Source organism: Polynucleobacter asymbioticus (assembly GCF_018687575.1).
GTDB classification, from domain to species: domain Bacteria; phylum Pseudomonadota; class Gammaproteobacteria; order Burkholderiales; family Burkholderiaceae; genus Polynucleobacter; species Polynucleobacter asymbioticus_C.
Map to the genome: position 1 here is coordinate 648,315 of NZ_CP061297.1, position 23,748 is coordinate 672,062.

The following is a 23,748-nucleotide window of genomic DNA, read 5'->3' on the forward strand; positions in this document are numbered from 1 at the left end:
AAAAGCTTTAGAACGGTAACTTCGCCTCTGGCTTAGCCGCCAACAACACAGCCTTAAATTCCGCCTGAATACGCTTAATCGCCTCTTCGCTATCCGCCTCAAAACGCATTACTACCACTGGAGTGGTGTTGGATGGTCTAGCTAGACCAAATCCATCGGCATATTCCACGCGGACACCATCAATCGTATTAATGGATTCTGATGTTGGGAACTTGGCATTGGCTTTAATGGTTTCCAGAAGGGTGAATGGCTCACCTTCAGCACAAGCGAGCTGCAACTCTGGGGTGCAGATCGCATTCGGCAAGTGATTGAGGGTGTCGCTCGGATTCTTCTCTTTGCTGAGGATCTCTAGTAAGCGAGCTCCGGTATACAAGCCATCATCAAAGCCAAACCAACGATCCTTAAAGAAGATATGGCCACTCATCTCGCCAGCGAGTGGGGCGCCAGTTTCTTTTAACTTGGCTTTAACTAAAGAATGACCCGTTTTCCACATGATGGGTTCTCCGCCATGCTCTTTGACATAGGTCGCTAGATTGCGAGTGCACTTCACATCGTAAATAATCTGTCCGCCTGGATTGCGGGAGAGAACATCTTTGGCAAAGAGCATCATCTGGCGGTCTGGGAAGATCACCTGACCATCTTTAGTGACGACGCCTAAACGATCAGCATCACCATCAAAGGCGAGGCCTAATTCATTATCGGTAGTCTGCAGATTCTTAATGAGATCTTGTAAGTTCTCAATATGCGCTGGATCAGGATGATGGTTGGGGAAATGCCCATCCACTTCGCAGAATAGTTCTTGCACCTCACAACCCAAAGCTCTAAATAACTTGCCAGCAAATGCACCACCAACCCCATTACCGCAGTCGACTGCAATCTTCATCGGGCGGGCAATCTTGATGTCACCCACAATGTAATTGAGATACATTGGGAAAATATCAAAGGTACTTCTTGTTCCTTGGCCAGTAGCAAATTGCTTAGCTTCAATAAGTTTACGTAAATCCTGAATTTTTTCACCGTAAATCGCTGCTGTTCCCAAAACCATTTTGAAGCCGTTGTAGTTCGGGGGATTATGGCTGCCAGTGATCATGATCCCGGACTTGGGGGTCTTGCCATTGATAGTGTGATTAGCGGCGAAGTAGACCATCGGTGTAGCTACCATGCCCAAATCAATCACATTGATGCCTGTAGAAAGCAGGCCTTCTGTCAAAGCCTCAATCAAGCTAGGGCCAGATAGGCGACCATCGCGACCGATGACGATATCAGTTTCACCAAGCTCACGCATTTCAGTACCGAAGGCTTGGCCAATCAGTTTGGCGATCGAGGGATCCAAGGTCTCATCAATAATGCCGCGGATGTCATAGGCTTTAAAAATAGATGGAGACAATTGCATTGCAGATCCTTCGGTAAGAACACCTCCTAACTACAGGGGGTGATAACTAGTTATTTGAATTTAATAGATTAATGCGAGCAGCAGTAATGGCGTCAATATCTGCGCTGGCAGCAATATCATGTTGATGGCTTGCAAGAGCTTTCTCAATCGGCTTGGCCAGTACTTTTCCGTACTCCACGCCAGGCTGATCAAAGCTATTGATATTCCACAAAGCGCCTAATGTCGCAGTGCGATTTTCATATAAGGCGAGTAGAGCGCCGAGATAAAACGCATTGAGTTTAGGTAGCAACAAGAGATTGCTCGGACGTTTACCGGGATAAACATCATTCGGGTTGCTAGCAGTCTTGCCATTCGCTAATGCTTGCGCTTGTGCCAAGCAATTAGAAAGTAGGATGCGGTGATGAGCAACAGCCTCAGGTCGATCACTCATCGGCTCACGCACCGCGATGAAATCAATTGGAATGATTTCTGTACCCTGATGAAAGAGCTGGAAGTAAGAGTGCTGAGCATTACTACCTGCACTACCAAAGACCACCGGCGAAGAATGCTTCACGGGCTTGCCATCACGATCTACGCTCTTGCCATTACTCTCCATATCCAGCTGTTGCAACCACTTCGGAAACCAGTCCAATGCATCTGCATACGGAATGGCTGCATAGGCCTTGATATTGTGTCTCTCTTGCTGGTGCAGCAAAGAGAGCGCCATGATGACGGGCAGATTTTCTTCTAGAGGCGCATTCTTAAAATGCAAATCCATCGCTTCAGCACCTGCCAAGAATTGCTGAAAGGTCTCAAAGCCGTATTGCAAAGCAATGGGTAGGCCTACTGCTGACCAGACTGAGTAACGACCACCAACCCAATCCCAAAAGGGATAAATATTGTCTTCCTCAACACCAAATTCTTTAGCAGCAGGAATATTGGCAGTCACTGCATAGAGGGCGTGAGCAATCTGACTCTTAGTGCAACCACTGTCCTTAAGCCAAGCCACAACGGCTTTGGCGTTCATAGATGTTTCAAGAGTCGTAAATGACTTTGAGGCCACAATCACACGAGTGCTATGAGGCTGAGCGTGTGCCAGGATACGCGCTAACTCAGCAGTATCAATATTGGCCAAGAAATGCATCCGCATGCCGCGGCTTTCAATGCCGGGTACATGCGCCAAAGCTTCAATTGCCAGGCGGGGACCAAAGTCCGATCCACCAATGCCGATATGAATGACATCCGTAACGCCAACCCATTTATTACACAGCGCCTCAATCCGATGCCAAACCTCTGATACTGCTGGCATGACATCGGAGCCATTGATGAGTACCGGGGTTTTGGTGAGATTGCGCAGCGCAGAGTGAAGAGCAGGTCGATCTTCACTGTTGTTAATGTGCTTGCCCGCAAACAGATCTGTAACAAACTGATCTAACTGCGATTTGCGAGCATTCGCAAATAGCTTTGCCCAGTTGCTGGCATCAATTCCCTGATAGGCGGTATCGAGCACCACATCTAGGGCAGAGTGAATACTTTTGGTAGCTAATTGGGCTTGCACAGACATTTCTAGATTTTATCAATAAGGGCACCAAATCCCCCTAAAACGCTGAAAATGTTACGATTTCATGAATAACAAGGCTTTAGCGGAAGCAAAAGTCATTACAAAATTGAGACATATCTGAAATCAGGTCAGGAATAGCCGAATGGAGCAGGTTGATTGCGTTGTGGTGGGTGCTGGAGTAGTAGGTTTAGCCGTTGCTCGCGAGATGGCGCTCCAGGGTCGAGAAACGATCTTGCTCGAGCGTGAGGCTTCTTTTGGAACCATCAGCAGCGCTCGCAATAGTGAAGTCATTCACGCAGGAATCTATTACCCAAAAGATTCTCTCAAGGCCAAGCTTTGCGTCCAAGGCAACCGACTCTTATATGAATACTGTCGTAGTCATCAAGTGAGTAATCGGGCGTACGGCAAGCTCATTGTTGCTGCAGATGCTAGTCAGTTAGATGATCTACAAGCTATTTTGTACAAAGCTCAAAACAACCAAGTTCCCGATATCAAGATGATCTCAGGGGAGCAAGCTAAAGCGCTGGAGCCACAACTGCAATGCGAAGCTGCCTTACTCTCAGGTTCCACAGGTGTAGTAGATAGCCACGGCTTGATGCTGTCATTGCTTGGCGGCTTTGAGGATGCAGGTGGGATGGTTGCTTATCAATCGCCTTTACTAGCTGCAAAGCCGATCGGTGCTAATGCTGAAGGTGGTTTTGAGCTGACCATTGGTGGCGCTGATGGCATGACCATTCAGACAAAGTTACTCATTAATTGCGCGGGACTGAGTGCGCCAGCACTGGCTCAAAAAATTGAAGGCCTCTCGAAAGATTTGATCCCCAAGGCCTACTTTGCAAAAGGTAACTACTTCTCTTTATCTGGCAAATCACCATTCAGCCATTTGATTTATCCGATCCCAGAACCCGGGGGATTGGGTGTTCACTTAACCCTCGATATGGGTGGTCAGGCGAAGTTTGGTCCAGACGTCGAATGGCTTGATATCGAAGAGGAGGGCCAGATTAATTACAGGGTCGACCCCAAGCGCGGAGAGGGCTTTTATGCTGCAGTCAGGCAGTACTGGCCAGGTCTAAAAGACGGTGCTTTGCAGGCTGATTACTCTGGTGTCAGAGCCAAAATCGTCCCGCCAAATGCACCCGCAGGAGACTTTTACTTCGAAGGACCCCAGCAGCATCAGCTTCACGGCCTATTTAACCTATATGGCTTTGAGTCCCCGGGCCTCACCTCTTGCTTAGCCATTGCCCAGCATTTAGAGGCGCAAATCAAAAGTTCTCTATAATCTAGGACTCAAATCGCAAAGGAAGAGTGGCAGAGCGGTTGAATGCACCAGTCTTGAAAACTGGCGAGGATGAAAGTCCTCCGTGAGTTCGAATCTCACCTCTTCCGCCAAATAAAAAACCCCAGCAATCACTTGCTGGGGTTTTGTCTTTCTAGTGACTAGAAAGCGTTATTGCATTACTTCTTCGCAGCTGGTGCGCTAACTACTGCAGCAATCGCTTCTGTGTAAACCACTTTAACTTGGTCATTTACAGCGATATCTTTCATCAAGTCAGGATTCTGAACTTTAACTTTGAAGACATTACCTTGAGGACCTTTTAAAGAAACAACGTTCTTTGCTGTATCAATTGCTTCAACATTCGCAGTTGCAGTAACAGTATTGGTAGTGATCATGCCTGGCTTGTCGCCTTGTGGGGCAGTCGTAGTGCTAGTCGTAACTTGCTCACTCGTAGTGCCTGGGTTTTTTACCTTAACCAATTCAATCGCAACAGCGAGTTCGTAAACAACGTCAAAACGATCGCCAACTTTGATTTCAGCAAAGTTCTTTACTTCTGGGCCAGCAACGATAGTAGATTCACCATCTTGATTTTTGAGGGTAACTGTACGAGTTGCAGCATCAATCTTGATCACTTCACCGTCATAAATGAGGGCGGCTTCTTGAGCGGCTACGCCAGCGATAGGAGCTTTTGGCTTGTTGAGCATGAAGTAAGCGCCTGCAGCAATAGCAGCAAGAATGACAATAATGACTAGTTTTTTCATAACGGTATTAATCCTTAATAAATTGAATCTCATTACCCGATAGGGGCAATGGGGTAATTGATAAATGCAGTTGTTTTAACAATTATGGAGATTGTATTACTCATGTTATTAACCAGAATGAATTTCTGGGCCTAATTTGGCTAAAAAGGGGTTAATTCCAGGCTATTTGTTGATCTATCGCAATACTCCGTCTTTTAAGGGGCTCATACTTTGATCCTAAGGATCAATAGGGGTGCATATGCTTTGGAAGTTATTTTCGGGATTTATCCTCATGGGGCTGGCTCTTGTAGTCAGCGCAGCAACGCCGCAAGACTTGCTGAAGTCTTATGAGGCTCAATCGGGTAAGGCGTCACCAGCTCGTGGAGAGCAGTTCTTCAATGCCAAGCATGGCAAGGAATGGAGCTGCGCATCCTGCCATGAAAATCCCCCCAATCACGACACTAAACATATCGTTACTGGAAAGGTGATTAAACCGTTGGCACCAAGCGCTAACTCTGCACGCTTTACTGATGAAGCCAAGGCTGAGAAATGGTTTAAGCGCAATTGCAATGATGTACTTGCTAGAGACTGCTCCTCACAAGAAAAAGCGGATGTCCTGTCTTGGCTCATCACGGTTAAATGAATCTCATCAATATGAAAAAAATTATAAAGATTGCGACTGTATTGCTCCTGCTATCTTCGCCTACATTTGCTGCAAAAATGGCGATGCCTAGCGATGCGCCTGCTTCTTATGAAGCTGAGTGTGCAAGTTGTCATATGGCCTATCCGCCAGCACTCTTAAGTCAGCAGAGCTGGAAAAATGTCATGGCTGGACTATCAAAGCACTTCGGTACTGATGCTAGCTTGGATCCTAAGACTCAGGCTGAGCTAACAAATTGGCTAGTAAAGAATGCAGCCACTCGGCAAAAGTACAGCGAGACTCCCCCTGAAAACCGCATCACAAAAACATCTTGGTTTATTCGTAAGCATGATGAGGTGAGGGCAGACGTATGGAAGCGAGCGAGCATTAAGAGTCCTGCCAACTGTGGCGCCTGTCATATTGATGCTGCTAAAGGCATTTTTAGTGAGAACAATATCAAGATCCCACCACAATGAATCACCTCCAGAATGACACCATTGACGCTACTGGCAAAGTGAAGCAAGCAATTATGGTTTGGGATATGCCGGTGAGGGTGTTTCATTGGCTATTGGTAATTTGTTTTGCGGGAGCTTGGCTCAGTTCGGAGAGTGAGCGCTGGGCCATGATCCACTATGCGTTCGGATATACCGCATGTTTGCTTGTTCTCATTCGCTTGATCTGGGGTCTGATTGGCACCCGCTATGCCAGATTTAGTCAATTTCTGAAAAGTCCCAAGGCGGTGCTGGAGCACTTTATGGCCATGCTGCGTGGCCACCCCCATCACGATGTTGGTCACAATCCGGCGGGTGGTCTAGTGATGTTTGCGCTGATGTTACTCATTCTATTGATAGGCTTAACTGGCTATCTATCAGTAAAAGAGTTTTTAGGTAACTTTGCATCTGAGGCTCATGAGGTAGTTGCCAACTTAGTTCTTGGCTTAGTGATTGTTCATATCATTGCCGCAATTGGGATGAGTCTGATTGAAAGACAAAACCTAGTCAGATCCATGGTGACTGGCAAAAAAAAGGGTTTTCCGGAGCAGGGAATTCCTTATCCGCAATATCTGATTGGCTCCCTGATTTTTCTCAGCATGCTTTACTTCTTCTACCTCACTTTAACTGGCGCTATACCGAGTCTGACCCAGTAAAAGTCTATCTGGTTAAAGATTGAGAACGGGGCCGTCTGCCTCGTTGTACGATAGACAGTATGAAGCTCCTGATTGCCCTGTATTTCTACATTCTTGCCACTATTCAGTTGGGCTTGTTATTGGGCGTCTACCACTACTATCGCTCTCAAAGTGCGGTAAGACCAAGTCAATACTGGATGGGGTCCTTGGTGGTGAGTATTTTGGCCTTAGCTACCTTTGGCACCGGAATTTTGACTATTGAGGATGTCTCAAAGCCGGAATTTAATTTCACCATAGCTAATTCTTTTTTCTATATTGCGGCTATTTTGCAATTATTGTTTTGTCAGTCTCTGAATAAACCAATCAGCAAGCGTCTTGAATACGCATTCATGATTTCCGTCTTAATTTTCATTCCATTCTTTGAATGGATGCGGGTTCACGGCACATTCGAAAGTCGAACCACAGTCATTTGCGTCATTACAGGTTCTTTCTTTATCTGGCAAATTTTTCAATTGCGTGAAAAGAGAAAGGCGGCTCCTTCGCAGCAATTAATGTATTTGCAATATGCCACTACCGCAGAATTGTTTTTTGCAATCGGTCGACTTTCTGTGGTGATTGCATCAGGATTTACTATCCGACAAGTTGAGCAAATCCCTCAATTTTTGATTCTTCTGACAATCATGCAAATCGTGATGAACACGCTCGCTTATATTGCGATTGGCGGCTACTGGTCTGAGCGGATTGCACTGGCAAGCGCTCAATCACAAATTGAGAATAGAGAAATTAAAGCCTTGCTAATTGAACGTGAGAATTTAATCTCCAGCTTACTCAGGGCAAATAAAACGGCAGCAACTGGTGCTCTGTCAGCCTCTATTGCTCATGAGCTGAATCAGCCCCTAGGAGCGTCGCAGCTCAATATTCAGTTTCTACAGAAGAAGTTATCTGAGGGGCATTTAACTGCTGAACAAAACCAAGAGATACTGACTGCCTTGCTAGCTGATAACCAGCGAGCCAGCAATATCATCCAATCCTTGCGCTCCATATTTTCAGATGGAAAGATTGGGGTAGAACGTATTGATATTGTGGAGTTGATTGAGTCCGTTCTTAAAATTACTAAGCCAGAAATCCAGGCGAAGAATATTCAAGTAGTTCTAGATCTTGCCTCACATTCTTCAATTAACGTAAATCGTGGTGAGATTCAGCAGGTGCTGCTCAATCTGATTAATAACGCTATCCAAGCCCTAAGCGAATCCACTCGATCTCCTCGAACCCTGCGTATTGAAAGTCGCGATGTCCCTGGTGGAATAAATCTGTTGGTTGCGGATAGTGGTGGTGGTATCCCTGCTGCTGTGCAGGATCACCTATTTGAATTACTTTCGAGCAGTAATAAGCGATCCGGTATGGGTTTGGGTTTGTGGCTTTGCCAGCATATTGTCACTCGTCATGGTGGCTACATTCGTTATGAAGACGCAGCTAGCGGGGGTGCTCAATTTACCGTATTCCTACCCTCCATTCAGGGCTAGGATACTAGCTCTATAGCTAATTGCCCAAAGGCAGACCTATCTTTACATTCGAAGAATAGCTTTTCTACCTATTTCCGCTTTAATTCAAGGCTTCTATGAATACAAAACTATCGCTTCTTGCCCTATCTATTGCCCTAATTGCTGGGAATTCCGCCATTGCTGCGGGCGGGGGTGGAGTCGTTGCTGATCCAGGCGCAATGCAAGGAAAGCATTTTGATCCTAAGGGCAAAGCACCCTCCACATTTACCGTTGAATTGCAAAACGGTTTACGCAAATCACTGCCTTTCGAAGATAAGCGTGACTTTGAAGAGTCCAAGAGGGGATTTATTGCAGCTCCAGCTTATAAAACCATCATGGCAGATGCTGGCAACGTGGCCTGGGATATGGGTAGCTATGAGTTCTTATTGCAAGGCAAGGATTTCGATAGCGTACATCCATCATTGCAACGTCAAGCAATTCTGAACATGGGTTACGGTCTGTATGAAGTCGTGCCGGGCAAGATCTATCAAGTTCGTGGCTTTGACTTATCGAACATCAGCTTTGTTAAAACCAATACCGGTTGGATTGTCTTTGACCCATTAACTTCAAAAGAGACTGCAAGAGCAGCATTAGAGTTGGTCAATGAGAAGTTAAGTAAACGCCCAGTAGTAGCAGTGGTGTACTCCCATTCGCATGCTGACCACTTTGGTGGTGTGCGTGGTGTAGTGGAAGAAGCAGATGTGAAGAGCGGTAAGGTCAAAATTATTGCGCCAGCTGGCTTCATGGATCATGCTGTTGCAGAGAACGTCTACGCTGGCAATGCAATGACACGCCGCTTGTATTTTCAGTATGGCGTTTTATTGCCACGTAGCCCATTTGGCCACGTTGACCAATCTATTGGTAAAAATACTGCAGCAGGAAACCTCGGTTTGATTGAGCCTACTATTCTGATTAATGAGCCATTTGAAAAAATGACGGTAGATGGTGTGGAGATGGAGTTCCAAAATACGCCGGGTACAGAGGCGCCTGCTGAGATGAATACTTATTTCCCGCAGATGAAAGCATTCTGGGCTGCTGAAAATATCACCGGCACCATCCATAATATTTATACCTTGCGCGGTGCTCTAGTACGTGATGCCTTGGCATGGTCTAAGAATATTAATAATGCTTTGTATCGTTATGGCACTGAGGCGCAAGTCATGTTTGCCTCCCATTCATGGCCACGGTGGGGTAATGATCGCGTGCAAGAAGTCATGCGCACGCAGCGTGATAGCTACGCCCACTTGAATAACGAAGTACTCCATTTGGCAAATAATGGCGTGACCATTAATGAAGTGCATAACGTTTACAAGCAACCCGAGAGCTTAAAGTCTCAATGGGCGGCGCATAGCTACCACGGCTCTGAAGAGCACAATAGTCGCGCCGTGATCAATCGTTACTTAGGTTACTGGGATGCTAATCCTGCAACCCTGATCCCATTGTCACCAAAAGATTCTGCACCGCTATATGTGGAAATGATGGGTGGCGCAGGCAAGATCATGGCGAAGGGTAAGCAGCTCTATAAGCAGGGCAAATACCGTGAAGCAATGGAGATCGTGAATAAGTTGGTGTATGCAGAGCCAAACAACACGGCAGCTAAAGATTTGCTAGCGGATATTTTTGAACAGATTGGCTATCAAAAAGAAAGTCCAAGTGTGCGCAATAGTTTCTTGGGCGCTGCTTATGAGTTGCGTCATGGCATGCCTTCTGGCGCCTCACCCAAGACCAATGGCCCAGACATGATCAAGGCTATGACAACCGAGTTATGGCTCAATGCCCTAGCAATTAGCATGGACAGCAAAAAAGCTGCCGGTATGAAGTTCACCATCAATCTCAGTACTCCAGATAATGGTGAAAAGTTTGTGGTGGAGATGAGTAATTCCGCGCTGAGTAATATCAAGGGTTACCAGGATAAAAATCCAAGCCTGACGATCACCGTGAATCGCAGTGACTTAGAAAAAGTCATGGGCGGTCAAACCACCTTTGAAAAACTCCAAGCCGAAGGAAAAGCGAAGTTTCAGGGTGATCGTAAAGCGTTCGAACAGTTGCGAAGCACCTTGACTACCTTTACTCCAGACTTCGAGTTGATGCCAGGCACTAAAGCTAAAAAAGCCCCACCTGCTAAACCAAATAAAGACCCATTTGAGGCTCCTCCAATTGCCAATTCTGATGGGGCTTAATCAAGATTAAGCGGTAGATGGGTATTAGAAAAAATGGGCTCCTCGGAGCCCATTTCTTTTACCTAGAAAAACTAGTGACTCAGGCCGCGAAAGCGCCACCATCCTCTAGTACCTTGAGTGCATCTCCAGCAATACCCAATTCTTCAAGCAATTCATGGGTATGTTCACCGAGTAAAGGGGGGTGACGAGATACCTGCTGTGGAGTCCCCATCATCTTGACGGCAAAACCAATATTCGGAACCTTACCTTCAATTGGATGATCAATTTCCATGCGCATCTTGCGATGCTGTCCATGCTCACTATCAAACGCTTGGGGATAGGTATTAATCGGCCCAGCCGGAATGCCGGCAGCCAAGAGGAGATCCACCCATTCTTCACTGGTTTTAGTGGTGAAGGTCTTTTCCAGTTCGGTTGCCAGAATCAAGCGATTGGCTAGGCGTAGAGGATTTGTCCTAAATAATGGATCCTCAAATAATTCTGGGCGATTAATTTTGTCGCAGAGGAGTTTCCAGAGTTTTTGATTGGTAGCACCCATGACAAAGTAGCCATCAGAGGCTTTCATGGCTTGATACGGCGCGCTCATGTGATTGGCTGTGCCTAGCTTATAGGGCTCAACACCGGTACCCCAGTACTGCGCTGTATCCCAAATCGAGAACGCCAGTGCAGAATCAAACAGGGATGCGTCAATAAACTGACCTTCACCCGATTTAGTCTTGCCAATATAGGCTGACAAAATTCCATAAACCGCAAAGAGGGCGCAACCAATATCTGCCACTGGCACACCTGCTTTTACTGGAGGGCCATCTGGATAACCGGTAACACTCATCACTCCAGACATGGCTTGTGCCATTAGATCAAAGCCCGGACGATCCGCCCAGGGTCCAGTTTGTCCAAATCCAGAGATGCTGGCATATACCAAACCTGGATTGAGATCTTTTAGGGATGGGTAGTCGATCCCCAGTTTTTTCATCACACCAGGTCGGTAGTTTTCTACCAAGATATCCGCAGTCTTTACGAGCTCAAAGAAGACTTTTTTTCCGGCCTCAGTTTTGAGGTTGAGCGTCACACTGCGCTTGTTGCGATTCATATTCAGAAAGCCCATGCTATCTGAACCCTTCATCTTGAATCCCATGGCCCCACGGGTTTGGTCGCCTGTGCCTGGAGGTTCAATTTTGATGACATCCGCGCCTAAGTCAGCTAGCAGCATGCAGCAGTAAGGACCTGCCATCACTTGACTCACGTCAAGAACGCGAACGCCAGCCAAGGGCAGGGGTTTATTTGAAGCTGAATTCATTTTGTCTCAATTATTTTTATATGTTTAGAATGAAGTGCTACCAATAGGTATCAATATAAATCAATTACGCAGAGTAGTTCACGAACCCTTTATTTCAACTTCTTGGCCATACCTTCTATGTCATCAACCGCATCCCAGCCGACGTCTTCAACTGCCAAAGTCGATTTTGAGCTGCGCAATGGCATTGCGTACATCACCTTTGATCATGTTGCTGCTCGCAATGCATTGACGGTGAGGATGTATCAGAGCTTGAAGTCCATTTGCGAAGATTTGACTCAAAGCTCGGCAGCGAGAGTGGCTATTTTGCGTGGTGCTGGCGGCAAGTCTTTTGTCTCTGGCAGTGATATTGCCCAATTCTCTAGCTTTACTTCTGGCGATGATGGGATTGAGTACGAAGAGGGCATTGATGCCTACTTTGCGCCTTTAGCCATGTTGCCGATTCCGACCATTGCTGTGATTGATGGCATGGCTGTGGGTGGGGGCCTTGCGATTGCGAGTTGCTGTGATTTCAGAATTGCTACGCCGGATGCTCGCTTTGGCGTTCCCATTGCCAAAACCTTGGGTAATTGCCTATCGGCCGGTAATATTGCTTGGCTAGTTGCACACCTAGGGGCCAACATCGTCAAGCGTATGTTGTTACTAGCCGAGTTAGTGACTGCGCCCGAGTTGCTTAAACAAGGCTATCTCTTAGCTACTTATCCTGCTGAAGTGCTCGAGCATGAAGCCAATCAGCTGGCTGAGCGTTTAATGAAGCTAGCACCCATCACACAGAAATCTAGCAAGCAGACCCTTGCCAGAATTATCAAGAACAACTTACCAGATTGCAGTGATTTGATTCGGGAATGTTATGGCAGCGAAGACTTTAAAAATGGAGTTACTGCATTCTTAGATGGGAAGCCACCCGTCTGGACTGGAAAGTAATTTAAACCACCGAGCAAATTTTTCGGCTTATAAAAACATCTCTTGCAAGTTATTGAGATAGCGCAAACCCTGTTCAGTTGCCTTGAGCTTGTTAGGGTCTGAATCTAACAAACCTTTTTTGCTGGCCTCATCCAATCCTTTGGATACGACATTCAGAGGCAAACCAGTGCGTTCACTGAACGTAACCGTGTCTACGCCGTCTGTTAAGCGTAAGGTATTGAGCATGAATTCAAAGGGAAGATCTTTAGCGGGAATCTCTCGCGCTTCAATAAGAGCATTGCCTTTAGATTCCATTGCCTGCATATATGTTTCAGGATGACGCTCGCGAACTTGCCGGGTAATTTTGTCTGGGAAGGAGATCTTTCCATGTGCGCCTGCACCAATGCCGATGTAATCCCCAAAGCGCCAGTAATTGAGATTGTGTTTACACTCCTGATCTTTCTTGGCATAGGCCGAGATCTCATAACGTCGATAACCTGCTGCCTCTAGGAGCGCTAAGTTCTGCTCAAAGATTGCATCAATCTCATCTTCGCTGGGAAGCTTTGGAGGAAAGCTTGCAAAGTAAGTATTGGGTTCTAGGGTCAGGTTATAGAAGGAGAGGTGTGGGGTTTTGAAGGAGAGGGCAGTTTCGATATCCGCTTTAGCTGCTTCCAAGGTTTGATTCGGTAAACCAAACATGAGATCGAGATTAACGGATTTGAAGTGTTGCAGAGCAATCGCAATCGCGCGCTTAGCTTCTTCGCCATTATGAATACGTCCCAAAGCTTTCAACTGATCATCCTGAAAACTCTGAATACCTAAAGAGACGCGATTGATTCCCGCCTTGGCAAAGCCGGCAAATTTGTCGGTCTCAACAGAGCCAGGATTGGCTTCCATGGTGATCTCGCAATCGGGCTCTAGGTTCACGCGAGCTCGAATGGCTGAGAGTAGCTCATTCATACCATCAGCGGACATCAAACTGGGAGTGCCACCACCAATAAAGATGCTGTGGACTTGGCGACCCCAGATGCGAGGTAGCTCTGTCTCTAGATCGGTAATGAGCGCCTGGATATAACGCGCCTCATCAAATCCCTTTGAAGCTTTTGCGCCAGACTCTGCATTGCCAATACTATCTTTAATTTGATGCGAATTGAAATCACAGTAAGGGCACTTCTTTTCACACCACGGAAAATGAATGTACAAAGATAGCGGGGGAAGGGCGGTGAGTTTTGGCTGTGTTGCCAAAACAGAATTAAGTGGATTGAGCACGGATTTGAAGTTGTGTGATGAGTTCACGCAAGGCTTGACCCCGATGACTGATCTGGTTTTTCTCGGATGCTGCTAATTGGGCCGCAGTCTTGCCAAGCCCTGGTAAAAAGAAGTGGGGGTCATAACCAAAGCCACCATCCCCCTGAGCAACATCAATCACTTGGCCATACCAGCGAGTTTGCACAATCAGTGGTTCTGGATCATTGGCGCTGTTGACCATCACGAGGGCGCAGAGATAGTGGGCGCCGCGATCCGCTTGACCCTGTAATGATGCAATCAGCTTTTGATTATTGGCTGCGCTATCGCCATCAATACCGGCATAGCGAGCAGAGTACACGCCGGGCGCGCCATCTAATGCATGGGCGCAAATGCCAGAGTCATCTGCCAGTGCAGGTAAACCGCTGGCAGCGCTTGCATGGCGGGCTTTAGCTAAGGCATTCTCAATAAAAGTAGGGTGCGGCTCCTCCGCTGCTGGAATCCCCAATTCACCTTGAGGGATCACCTGAAAGTGAAAGGGCGCCAAGAGTTCCTGAAACTCCCGAACTTTGCCGGCATTGTTGGAGGCGAGAACGAGTTGTTGCACCATCTGCATCAATCTTTTATTTAAACGCTTCTTTTTGTAGCTGCGTTAAATCCGCAATGCCTTGCTCAGCTAAATCCAATAGCGCATTTAACTCGGCGCGAGAGAAGGCCGCACCTTCAGCAGTACCTTGCACTTCAATCATGCCGCCTTTGCCCGTCATCACGACATTCATGTCGGTATCGCAAGAAGAGTCTTCCGGGTAATCCAAGTCGAGTACCGGCACGCCTTGGTAGATGCCAACAGAAATCGCGGCAACACTATCAATAATCGGATCAGCCTTGAGCGCGCCGCTTTGCAGGAGTGTATTGATTGCATCACGTGCCGCTACATAAGCACCTGTAATCGATGCAGTCCTCGTGCCACCGTCAGCTTGTAAGACATCACAATCTAAATGGATAGTTCTTTCGCCCAAAATCTTTAAGTCAAATACGCTACGCATGGCGCGACCGATCAAGCGCTGAATTTCTTGCGTACGACCCGATTGCTTGCCGCGTGTAGCTTCACGATCGCTGCGGGTGTGAGTAGAGCGGGGGAGCATGCCGTATTCCGCAGTGACCCAACCTTCGCCAGAGCCTTTTTTGTGGGGTGGCACCTTTTCCAGCACGCTGGCTGTACAGAGCACCTTGGTATCGCCAAAGGCAATCAGTACTGAACCTTCTGCATGCTTGGTAAAGGCGCGGCTGATGCTGACAGGGCGCAATTGCGTAGGGGTGCGGCCACTGGGGCGGGTGATGTTGGGCTGAGTCATGGGGTGTGGTCCTAAAGATCTACAATGTCCATATGATATCGAGCATGACTGGTTATGGCAGCGCTTCTCGCCAAGTCTCCCTAGGGGCTGGCGTTGTAGCTGATCTGCAAGTGGAATGTCGGGCTGTTAATAGCCGCTTTCTGGATTTGGGCTTCCGTCTTCCGGACGAGTGTCGCGGGGCTGAGCCTGCCTTACGAGAAATGGCAACTCAAAGCCTTTCTCGGGGTAAGGTCGAGTTTCGGGCTGCATGGCGCGTTAATTCGGGTGCTGCTGGAGCTGCTAAAGCAAACCCACATGCTTTGGGCGCTCTCAACAAAGACCGCTTGGATGCCCTGTATACCCTGCAAGAACATGCTCAGGTCGCCTTTCCGAATGCTGAAGCATTGCGTATCGCTGATATCTTGCGTTGGCCAGGCATTGTTTCTGAGCCTAGAGGGGAAGAAGAGGGTTGGATTGCTGCCACTGTAGAAGCAGGCCGCGCTGCCTTAGCTGCCCTGATGGATAGTCGTCATGCTGAAGGTAAAGCCTTAGTGATGGTCTTAACTAACATCACCAGCAAGATGCGTGAGATTGTGAAAGTGATCGAGCCAAAGGTTCCGGTCTACGTAGCCCAGTATCAAGAAAAACTGACTGAGCGCTTGGCTGAAGCATTGGCTGCGCAAGAGCAGGGAAAAACCAGCAGTGGGTCTGGTACTGAGTTAATGGAGCGTATTCGTCAAGAGGTGGTACTTTACGCTGTGCGTATTGATGTGGCGGAGGAGTTTGCCCGTCTTAAAACCCATCTTCAAGTAGTCGATACGGCGCTGGCAGGTAAGGGTCCAGTAGGCAAGCGCTTAGACTTCTTAATGCAAGAACTGAATCGTGAAGCCAATACTTTGAGTTCGAAATCCGTTTCAGAAGAATGTACGCAAGCCGCATTAGAGCTCAAACTGTTAATCGAGCAGATGCGTGAACAAGTCCAAAATTTAGAGTAACTATTGTTGACCTTAATCACTTACCTCAATCACCATGGCCAGCCCTAAACCTAAAGCAAATTTATCTCCTGCCTATCAGGGCAGCATGCTGATGATCGTCGCTCCATCGGGTGCCGGTAAATCTTCCTTGGTCAATGCCTTGTTGCAAGAAGATGCAGCACTGAAGTTATCCCTTTCCACGACAACACGCGCTCCAAGACCGGGTGAGGTAGATGGTAAGGACTACCGCTTTATTGCCAGAGATGCATTTATCGCGGAGCGTGACCAGGGCAATTTTTTGGAGCACGCTGAAGTACACGGCAATTTTTACGGCACCTCCAAAGCGTGGATTGAGGCTCAGATGAAAACCGGGCGCGATGTCATGTTGGAGATCGACTGGCAGGGCGCTCAACAGATTCGTCAAATTATTCCCGAAGTACAGTGGATCTTCATCTTCCCGCCTTCGTTCGAGGCCTTAGAAGAGCGCTTGCGCAAACGAGGGCAGGATGATGAGGCAACGATTCAGAGAAGGTTGGCTGCAGCGCATTTAGAGCTCCAGCATGCCCATGAAGCCGATTTCATTGTGATCAATGATGATTTTGAGCAGGCTTTAATAGATTTGCGCTATGTGGTTGCTGCCAGCCGCCTGCGCTCAGGACCGGTTATGGCTCGCAACCCAGCGCTTTTAAGGCGCCTTGGGGTCTAATCAGTTATCCTATAGGTATTGAAGCTAAATTTAAGTGAGTTCAGCATGGCCCGTATTACTGTAGAAGATTGTCTAAAAACTATCCCAAATCGTTTTGAGCTGGTATTGGCCGCGACTTATCGCGCTCGTCAATTGGTTCAAGGTCACTCCCCACGTGTTGAGTCCAGAGATAAAGCAACTGTAGTTGCGTTACGTGAAGTTGCTGCTGGTGTAACTGACCGTGACATGTTGACCAAAGTACCTTTGTAATTCAGGGGTTCCGTTGTGGAGCTCCCCTTAGGCGACCCAAACACATCGGAATCCAAAGGTCAGGTCTCGCCTAAAGAGACCGCTAAAGGCGATAAGTCTTCCATCATCGCAACTTTGTTGGCTCAGTCGAGTCGACATTTATTTGGCCCCACATCTGCGCCAAAATTACCCTTAAAGCACCAAGTTGTTTCTATTGATGGTCTCATTTCTAAATTAGGCTACCTCAAGCCCGATGAAGTAGCTCTTATTAAGCAGGCCTTCCATTTTGCTGATGCAGCTCACCTCGGTCAGTATCGCCATAGCGGCGAGCCATACATTACCCATCCCGTAGCCGTTGCTGAACTCTGTGCGACCTGGCACTTGGATGCGTCCTCCATCATGGCAGCCTTACTGCATGATGTGATTGAGGACACTGGCTGCACTCAAGCTGATCTGGTGGGTAAGTTTGGCAGCAAAGTAGCGGAGCTTGTAGAAGGTTTAACCAAGCTCGATAAGCTGGAATTCCAAAGTCATGCAGAGGCGCAAGCGGAAAGCTTCCGTAAGATGTTTATGGCGATGGCGCGCGACGTTCGAGTCATTTTGGTTAAGCTCGCTGATCGCACACACAATATGCGCACGCTCGATGCCGTTCCAATGGAAAAGCGTCGCAGAGTGGCCGCTGAAACCATTGAGATTTATGCACCAATTGCCCATCGCTTGGGCCTGAATGTAATCTACCGCGACTTACAGGACTTGAGTTTCCGCTACTCAATGCCTATGCGCTTTAGGGTGATCGAGGATGCAGTGAAGCGGGCGCGTGGTAATCGCAAAGAGATGGTGGAAAAGATTTTGCAGAACGCCCGCATGGCTTTTGCAAAAGTGAATCTCGAGGTCGATCTACAAGGCCGAGAAAAAACGCTGTTTAGTATTTACAACAAAATGCGCGGTAAGCATTTGAGTTTCTCTCAAGTGCTCGATGTGTATGCCTTCAGGGTGACCGTTCATTCAATTGATGAGTGCTATCGTGCGCTCGGTATTTTGCACGCACTCTATAAACCGATGCCTGGCAAGTTTAAGGATTACATTGCGATTCCTAAGCTCAATGGTTACCAGTCTTTGCATACAACGCTTTTAGGGCCATCGGGTGTACCAGTTGAGTTCCAGATACGCACTAGTGATATGCATGCGGTTGCTGAGGCAGGCGTTGCTGCGCACTGGGCTTACAAAGATGGCGGCCCTGATATGAGTGAGGTGCAAAACCGCGCACATCAATGGTTGCAATCCTTAATTGACATTCAGGATAGCAGTGGTGATTCACAAGAATTCTTAGAGCACGTCAAAATTGATTTGTTCCCAGATGCGGTTTATGTCTTTACACCGAAGGGTCAAATTAGGGCCTTGCCCCGTGGTGCTACCGCCTTAGACTTTGCCTATTCGATTCATAGTGATGTGGGCAACACTTGTGTTGCGGTCAAGATTAACGGCATGCAATTGCCCTTACGTAGTGAATTAAAGAATAGCGATATTGTTGAGGTGGTGACATCAGCCAACTCTCAGCCTAATCCGGGCTGGTTGGCATTTGTGAGAACGGGTAAGGCTCGTGCCTCTATTCGTCACTCACTCAAGACCAAGCACTATGCCGAGTCTCTTCAGTTGGGCGAGCGTCTTTTGGCCAGCGCCCTACGTCAACAAGGGGTCGATGCTGGACTGCTAACACCAGAGCTTTGGGAAAAGTTATTACATTGGACTGGTGATAAAACCCGTGAAGAGGCTTGTGTCAATATTGCCTTGGGTCGTAGATCCGCTCAAGAGCTAGCTATTCGATTGAAGATTTTGATTGATGATGAGGGCGGTTCCGAGCAAATGCGCTTAGGCGTGGCAGATTGGGTGTCTCCTCAACAAGAGATCGCCTCACACCACCATCAGCGTCAGGCTATTTTGGTAGATGGTCGCGAAGGCAATTCGATTAGCTTTCAAACTTGTTGCCATCCAATTCCAGGTGACAACATCATTGGTTATCTCGGTAAGGGCGAGGGCTTGCAAGTCCATACCAATGACTGTCCAGTTGCTCTCAGAATGCTCTCTAAAGATAGTGACAAGTGGGTAGAGGTCGAGTGGGGTAAAGAGGTTAACCGAGAATTTGAGGTTGATCTTGCAATCGACACGCGCCAAGGTAAGGGAGTATTAGCCAGGGTAGCCAGCAGTGTGACTGCCGCCGACTCCAACATCATGAACGTATCGATGGATGATCGCTATAAAGAAGATGCTGTCACTATCCGTTTCACAATCCAAGTCTCAGATCGCTTGCACCTTTCTAAGGTGATGCGTAGCTTGCGCACGAACCATGATGTGATGCGCGTGACCCGCGTCCGAGTTAGCTAAATTTCTTTAAACTGGATTTACCGGTACTGAACGTCTAGTATTTCAATCTCGGTGGAGCCGGTTGGTGTCTGAATTTTCACGCAATCACCCAAACGAGCCTTTATTAAGGCTTTAGCAATCGGCGATACCCAACTCACGTGACCCAGCTCTAAATCGACCTCATCAACCCCCACAATGGTGATGGTGGTCTCTTTGCCAGAGTCAGCACCTTCTAGGCTGGCATAAGTGACCGTAGCGCCAAAAAAGACCTGCTCGGCATCGGCTTCACCCGATTTTCGGGCCTGATTGTCGACAACTACGGCAAATTCAAGGCGTTGATTGAGGAAGCGAATTCGGCGATCAATCTCCCGAAGTCGCTTTTTTCCGTAGATATAGTCCCCATTTTCAGAGCGGTCGCCATTGGAGGCTGCCCAGTGAACAACCTTAACAACCTCGGGCCGATCAAGGTTTAGGAGCTGTAAAAGCTCGCTTTTAATGCGCTCGTGACCTGCAGGTGTGATGTAGTTCTTCTCTTCCATGGCATAATTATGGCTGTTGCGGCTGTAGCTCAGCTGGATAGAGTACTTGGCTACGAACCAAGGGGTCGTGGGTTCAATTCCTGCCAGCCGCACCAACCTATATGGGGCCTAGTTGAAAGACTGGGCCCTTTTTCTTTTTTAGCCATTTCACAATGGTTTCATTCAGATCCCTTATAGTTTGCCTATGAGCATTTCAGACGCCATTTCCTCAGATTCACAAGCTCCCGTTGCGGTTTGGTCGCAAGTTGATACATTGCATGCCCAAGTGACCTTGAGCGGCGCTGTGAATGTGTATTCATTGGCTGGCGTATGGACTGAGGTGCGGGAAAAGCAGACCCTATGGTTGGGGCAGGGAGATCCTCAAAGCCGCTCATTGGTGATGGATGCTTCAAAGGTCAGTTCGCTGGATGGATCTGCGTTTGCTTTTTTAATTGACATAGAAGAGGCTCAACAAAAAGCAGGTGGGCGCTTTGAGATCCAGGGTCTAGATCAGAAGTATCAGCCGCTATTACATGAATTCGATCCTATTCAGAATTTGTTCCCTGTCCCTGCTGTAAAACCCAAACGAAGTTTTGTAGTGAGCACCGGGATGGCAGCTCAAAATCTCATCGATGATGCTCGTGGATTGGTTATCTTCGTTGGCCACCTATCAGCAGACTTGGCCTGGTCGATACGCCACATAAAGCAAGTTCGCTGGGGTGACTTTGTCAATGCTGCTGTAGAGGCAGGTATTTCTGCATTACCCATTGTGGGCCTAGTTGCATTTTTAATTGGCGTAATTTTGTCTTTCCAGGCTGCTATTGGCATGGAGCAATTCGGTGCCGTCTCATTTGTAGGGCCGCTAGCTGCCCTCGGTATCGTACGTGAGATGGGGCCACTAATCACCGCAATCTTGCTGGCCGGCCGTTCATCAGCTGCCTTTGCTGCCGAGATCGGCACAATGACTGTCAATAGTGAAGTGGATGCTTTGGTGACTGGCGGTTTAAGTCCTATTCGATTCTTAGTGGTGCCGCGCGTATTGGCAGGTATTTTAGTGGCGCCCATATTGACCTTATTCGCCGATATCGTGAGTATTTTTTCCTCCATGCTGACGATGCAAATTTATGGCATCCCCTTTATTAATTTTTATAACGGCATGTTGGCTGCTGTAGGCGTAGAAGATGTTCTATCGGGTCTTCTGAAGGCTACTTTATTTGGTGTAGTTGTATCTGCAATGGGTTGTTTGCGTGGGATGCAAACAGGCACTGGTGCCGCTGCTGTTGGTATCTCTGCAACTCGAGCAGTGGTGAGCAGTATTGTCATGATCGTCCTGGTAGACGGCATCTTTGCCTACATTTCTTACAGGACGGGTTTCTGATGAGTGCAATCGATAACGCAATCGATGTTCAAAACCTAACCGTGGGTTATGGCTCAAAAGTACTCTTGCAGAATCTCAATTTCTCTGTCAAGCAGGGTGAGATCTTTGTCATCTTGGGTGGGTCAGGATGCGGTAAGTCCAGCCTCTTAAAAAACTTGTTTGGACTATATCAGCCGCTTTCCGGAGATGTGTTGATTGAAGGTCAAAATATCACCGTAGCTCAGGGTGCTGAGCGCCAAAAAATCATGACAAGTTTTGGGGTGATGTATCAGCAGGGCGCTTTATTTGGCTCTATGAATTTGCTCGACAACGTGACGCTCTTTATGGAGGAGTACACCCACCTCAGTAGAGATCAAATGAATCTATTAGCGCGGTGCAAGCTGGATCTAGTCGGTTTACTTCCGTACGAAACTTATATGCCTAGCGAGATTAGTGGCGGTATGCAAAAGCGTGCCGCGATAGCTCGTGCGATGGCTTTAGATCCCAAGATATTGTTTTTAGATGAGCCATCGGCTGGTCTTGATCCCATTACATCAGCCGATCTAGATAGCACGATCCTGGATCTCTCTAAAAACTTGGGATTTACTTTCGTGATTGTTTCTCACGAGTTGGCCAGTATTTATTCGATTGCCGATAAGGTGATCATGTTAGACAAAGACGCTAAAGGCATTATTGCTGAGGGTGATCCCAAGGTGTTGAGAGATACCAGCAAAGATCCTAAAGTGCACCAATTCTTTAATCGCATCATGAGTAAGGACGCAGCATGAGTAATGACTCCAATCCCAATTATTTCCGTCTGGGAATTTTTGTTCTGACTGCAATCGGTGTATTGCTCACCATTATTTTGATCTTTGGCTCAGGACAGTTCTTTAAAAAATCATTCATGGTGGAAACCTATGTCAAGCAATCCGTCACTGGTCTAGATGCTGGGGCAGCAGTACGCTTTCGGGGTGTCAAAATTGGACAGGTGACATCCATTAGTTTGTCGGGCGACTTGTATGAAAAAGATGTTCCGATGATTCAGAAGCAAGAGTATGTCGTTGTGAGAATGCAAATTTTCGGTGATGCTTTAGAGAGGAGCCACCTAGAATCATTCGTCAAAGATAACTTACGAGCACGCATCAGATCTATGGGTATTACTGGCGTGAATTATGTGGAGTTGGATTTTTATCCCAAGTCGGACCCGAATTACATTCTGAAATATCCGTGGGAGCCAGAATATCCGGTAGTACCTTCTATGCCCAATCAAGCTGATGAGATTATTTCTGGTATTCAGAAGTTAATTGGCGCCCTGAATGGCTTGGATGTGGATGGCACTCAAAAGAAATTTGATGCCCTGTTGGGTAATCTGAATAAGTTGATGGCGGGTGATGGCAAACAAAATGCTGGGCTGATTAATTCTGTTCAAGATTTGAATGTGCTGTTGGATCGGATTGCTAAGGCCACCGACAAAGACCAGCTGAATATCTTGATGCGTGAATTGGTTGCAGCCATGGCGTCTTTGCGCCAAACCGTAACTAGTGTGCAGGGTGATACCACAGCAACTTTGGAGAACCTCCGCCAGGCAAGCGAGCAGTTAAATGAATTCACTCGCGTTGCAAGTCAGTCGCCATCTACTCTGATTTGGGGTGAGCCACCTGCACGTATTACACCTCCTTTAAATGGAGTTCAAAAATGACCCCAATTAAAGTTCTGACGATGAAAAACTCGCGCCTGACTCAATTTGCCGCTTGCGTATTCATCATGACTGCATTGAGCGCCTGTTCTTTGCCTAAAAGACCAGCTCTAGAGACTAGCAGTTGGATGGTGGCACCAGAGCGTACTGGTAGCCCCTATAAACCACGGAGTGATCTATGGCTCAAGATGGGTTCAGTATCAACAACGCCGCCGTTTGATGGCAAATCTTTGGTTTACCGTTTAGGTGATCAGCGCTATGAAAAGGATTTTTATAATATCTATTCGGCGTTACCGAACGAGATGGTAAGTAATGCGACTCGTCAATGGCTCAATAACGCTCAAATCTTTTCAATGACGGTGGGGCAGGGAAATAGCTTCTTCCCTTATTACAACCTTCAGGTTTCTGTGGAAGAGTTTTATGGCGACTACCGAGTTCGCCCAGAGGCTGTTGTGACGGCTGAGTTTTTCCTGACTGCGACTGATCCTCAAAAGCGTAATCCTGTTATTGGTAAAAATCGTTATACCAAGAGGATTGCGCTGAAAGACAATACCCCGCAAGCGCTAGTGTTGGGTCAGCAAGAGGCCTTGGCACAAATTTTGCAAGAATATGAGGTAGTGCTTTACAAGTATGCTGGCAATCTGCCCCCACCATTAGGGCAGTAGTTATTCTAGAATTGCAAAAAATATAAAAAGTGGA

The 23,748-nt window shown here is 47.4% G+C and carries 23 protein-coding genes and 2 tRNA genes; 17 read left to right on the forward strand and 8 right to left on the reverse strand.

The genetic code is table 11. The features are described from left to right. Window positions 1–7 precede the first annotated feature (7 nt). Complete coding sequence (locus AOC19_RS03155) at window positions 8–1,393, reverse strand: phosphomannomutase/phosphoglucomutase (protein WP_215377512.1); 1,386 nt, start codon at window positions 1,391–1,393, stop codon at window positions 8–10. 46 nt (window positions 1,394–1,439) lie between these two features. Beyond that, window positions 1,440–2,936 carry a glucose-6-phosphate isomerase gene (gene pgi, locus AOC19_RS03160; protein WP_215377514.1) on the reverse strand — a complete coding sequence of 499 codons (1,497 nt, stop codon included), beginning with the start codon at window positions 2,934–2,936 and terminating at the stop codon, window positions 1,440–1,442. A 139-nt stretch (window positions 2,937–3,075) separates the two neighbouring features. On the opposite strand from pgi, the gene AOC19_RS03165 reads away from it, so the two are divergent. Together AOC19_RS03165 and AOC19_RS03170 are read left to right on the forward strand one after the other, a co-directional pair. Then, window positions 3,076–4,212: an NAD(P)/FAD-dependent oxidoreductase gene (locus AOC19_RS03165; protein WP_215377516.1), complete on the forward strand. Its 1,137-nt coding sequence runs from the start codon at window positions 3,076–3,078 to the stop codon at window positions 4,210–4,212. Between the two features lie 20 nt (window positions 4,213–4,232). Next, window positions 4,233–4,322: transfer RNA gene (locus AOC19_RS03170), tRNA-Ser, on the forward strand. 66 nt (window positions 4,323–4,388) lie between these two features. Here AOC19_RS03170 and AOC19_RS03175 read toward each other — a convergent pair. Continuing rightward, window positions 4,389–4,970, reverse strand: a complete 582-nt coding sequence (locus AOC19_RS03175) for a hypothetical protein (RefSeq protein ID WP_215377518.1) — start codon at window positions 4,968–4,970, stop codon at window positions 4,389–4,391. A gap of 238 nt (window positions 4,971–5,208) precedes the next feature. Between AOC19_RS03175 and AOC19_RS03180 the strand changes: the two genes are divergently transcribed. The 5 genes from AOC19_RS03180 (at window position 5,209) to AOC19_RS03200 (ending at window position 10,436) form a co-directional block, all read left to right on the forward strand. Beyond that, window positions 5,209–5,592 (forward strand): DUF1924 domain-containing protein, encoded by a 384-nt coding sequence (locus AOC19_RS03180; protein ID WP_215377519.1) that lies wholly within the window; start codon window positions 5,209–5,211, stop codon window positions 5,590–5,592. Window positions 5,593–5,603: 11 nt separating this feature from the next. Then, the gene (locus AOC19_RS03185) at window positions 5,604–6,065 is read left to right on the forward strand and encodes a diheme cytochrome c (protein ID WP_251368074.1); all 462 of its coding nucleotides are present in this window, start codon (window positions 5,604–5,606) and stop codon (window positions 6,063–6,065) included. Beyond that, window positions 6,062–6,736 (forward strand): cytochrome b/b6 domain-containing protein, encoded by a 675-nt coding sequence (locus AOC19_RS03190; RefSeq protein WP_215377521.1) that lies wholly within the window; start codon window positions 6,062–6,064, stop codon window positions 6,734–6,736. The genes AOC19_RS03185 and AOC19_RS03190 overlap by 4 nt, the downstream gene beginning before the upstream one ends. A 59-nt stretch (window positions 6,737–6,795) precedes the next feature. Next, the gene (locus AOC19_RS03195; protein WP_215377523.1) at window positions 6,796–8,238 is read left to right on the forward strand and encodes a sensor histidine kinase; all 1,443 of its coding nucleotides are present in this window, start codon (window positions 6,796–6,798) and stop codon (window positions 8,236–8,238) included. A gap of 95 nt (window positions 8,239–8,333) precedes the next feature. After that, window positions 8,334–10,436: an alkyl/aryl-sulfatase gene (locus AOC19_RS03200; RefSeq protein WP_215377525.1), complete on the forward strand. Its 2,103-nt coding sequence runs from the start codon at window positions 8,334–8,336 to the stop codon at window positions 10,434–10,436. Between the two features lie 79 nt (window positions 10,437–10,515). Here AOC19_RS03200 and AOC19_RS03205 read toward each other — a convergent pair whose 3' ends face one another. Further along, complete coding sequence (locus AOC19_RS03205) at window positions 10,516–11,730, reverse strand: CaiB/BaiF CoA transferase family protein (protein ID WP_215377527.1); 1,215 nt, start codon at window positions 11,728–11,730, stop codon at window positions 10,516–10,518. A 117-nt stretch (window positions 11,731–11,847) separates the two neighbouring features. Here AOC19_RS03205 and AOC19_RS03210 point away from each other — a divergent pair, with 117 nt between their 5' ends. Next, window positions 11,848–12,651 (forward strand): enoyl-CoA hydratase/isomerase family protein, encoded by an 804-nt coding sequence (locus tag AOC19_RS03210; RefSeq protein ID WP_215377528.1) that lies wholly within the window; start codon window positions 11,848–11,850, stop codon window positions 12,649–12,651. Between the two features lie 27 nt (window positions 12,652–12,678). Here the strand turns inward: AOC19_RS03210 and hemW are convergent, their stop codons facing one another. Genes hemW through rph form a run of 3 tightly spaced genes read right to left on the reverse strand, consistent with a single transcriptional unit; the run spans window position 12,679 to window position 15,230 of the window. After that, a complete protein-coding gene (gene hemW, locus AOC19_RS03215; protein ID WP_215378061.1) occupies window positions 12,679–13,899 on the reverse strand; it encodes a radical SAM family heme chaperone HemW in 1,221 nt (406 codons plus the stop codon). Continuing rightward, the gene (rdgB, locus tag AOC19_RS03220; RefSeq protein WP_215378065.1) at window positions 13,883–14,482 is read right to left on the reverse strand and encodes an RdgB/HAM1 family non-canonical purine NTP pyrophosphatase; all 600 of its coding nucleotides are present in this window, start codon (window positions 14,480–14,482) and stop codon (window positions 13,883–13,885) included. The genes hemW and rdgB overlap by 17 nt, the downstream gene beginning before the upstream one ends. Window positions 14,483–14,498: 16 nt before the next feature. Beyond that, on the reverse strand, window positions 14,499–15,230 hold the full coding sequence (rph, locus tag AOC19_RS03225) for a ribonuclease PH (protein WP_215377530.1): 732 nt from the start codon (window positions 15,228–15,230) through the stop codon (window positions 14,499–14,501). A 32-nt stretch (window positions 15,231–15,262) separates the two neighbouring features. Between rph and AOC19_RS03230 the strand changes: the two genes are divergently transcribed. Genes AOC19_RS03230 through AOC19_RS03245 form a run of 4 tightly spaced genes read left to right on the forward strand, consistent with a single transcriptional unit; the run spans window position 15,263 to window position 19,499 of the window. Continuing rightward, on the forward strand, window positions 15,263–16,204 hold the full coding sequence (locus AOC19_RS03230) for a YicC/YloC family endoribonuclease (protein ID WP_215377532.1): 942 nt from the start codon (window positions 15,263–15,265) through the stop codon (window positions 16,202–16,204). Between the two features lie 34 nt (window positions 16,205–16,238). Beyond that, window positions 16,239–16,889 (forward strand): guanylate kinase, encoded by a 651-nt coding sequence (gmk, locus tag AOC19_RS03235; RefSeq protein ID WP_215377534.1) that lies wholly within the window; start codon window positions 16,239–16,241, stop codon window positions 16,887–16,889. A 45-nt stretch (window positions 16,890–16,934) separates the two neighbouring features. Next, window positions 16,935–17,138 carry a DNA-directed RNA polymerase subunit omega gene (gene rpoZ / locus AOC19_RS03240; protein ID WP_011902918.1) on the forward strand — a complete coding sequence of 68 codons (204 nt, stop codon included), beginning with the start codon at window positions 16,935–16,937 and terminating at the stop codon, window positions 17,136–17,138. 15 nt (window positions 17,139–17,153) lie between these two features. After that, a complete protein-coding gene (locus tag AOC19_RS03245; RefSeq protein ID WP_215377536.1) occupies window positions 17,154–19,499 on the forward strand; it encodes a RelA/SpoT family protein in 2,346 nt (781 codons plus the stop codon). A 17-nt stretch (window positions 19,500–19,516) separates the two neighbouring features. On the opposite strand, the gene greB is transcribed toward AOC19_RS03245, so the two are convergent. Then, window positions 19,517–20,017, reverse strand: a complete 501-nt coding sequence (gene greB, locus AOC19_RS03250; RefSeq protein WP_215377538.1) for a transcription elongation factor GreB — start codon at window positions 20,015–20,017, stop codon at window positions 19,517–19,519. Between the two features lie 18 nt (window positions 20,018–20,035). Here greB and AOC19_RS03255 point away from each other — a divergent pair. The 5 genes from AOC19_RS03255 (at window position 20,036) to AOC19_RS03275 (ending at window position 23,714) form a co-directional block, all read left to right on the forward strand. Further along, window positions 20,036–20,112, forward strand: a tRNA-Arg gene (locus tag AOC19_RS03255). An 89-nt stretch (window positions 20,113–20,201) separates the two neighbouring features. Then, complete coding sequence (locus AOC19_RS03260; RefSeq protein WP_215377540.1) at window positions 20,202–21,374, forward strand: MlaE family ABC transporter permease; 1,173 nt, start codon at window positions 20,202–20,204, stop codon at window positions 21,372–21,374. Beyond that, the gene (locus AOC19_RS03265; RefSeq protein ID WP_215377541.1) at window positions 21,374–22,141 is read left to right on the forward strand and encodes an ABC transporter ATP-binding protein; all 768 of its coding nucleotides are present in this window, start codon (window positions 21,374–21,376) and stop codon (window positions 22,139–22,141) included. The genes AOC19_RS03260 and AOC19_RS03265 overlap by 1 nt, the downstream gene beginning before the upstream one ends. Next, window positions 22,138–23,052 carry an MlaD family protein gene (locus AOC19_RS03270; RefSeq protein WP_215377543.1) on the forward strand — a complete coding sequence of 305 codons (915 nt, stop codon included), beginning with the start codon at window positions 22,138–22,140 and terminating at the stop codon, window positions 23,050–23,052. Before AOC19_RS03265 ends, AOC19_RS03270 begins: the two co-directional genes overlap by 4 nt. Beyond that, complete coding sequence (locus tag AOC19_RS03275; RefSeq protein ID WP_251368075.1) at window positions 23,049–23,714, forward strand: PqiC family protein; 666 nt, start codon at window positions 23,049–23,051, stop codon at window positions 23,712–23,714. Before AOC19_RS03270 ends, AOC19_RS03275 begins: the two co-directional genes overlap by 4 nt. Window positions 23,715–23,748 lie beyond the last annotated feature (34 nt).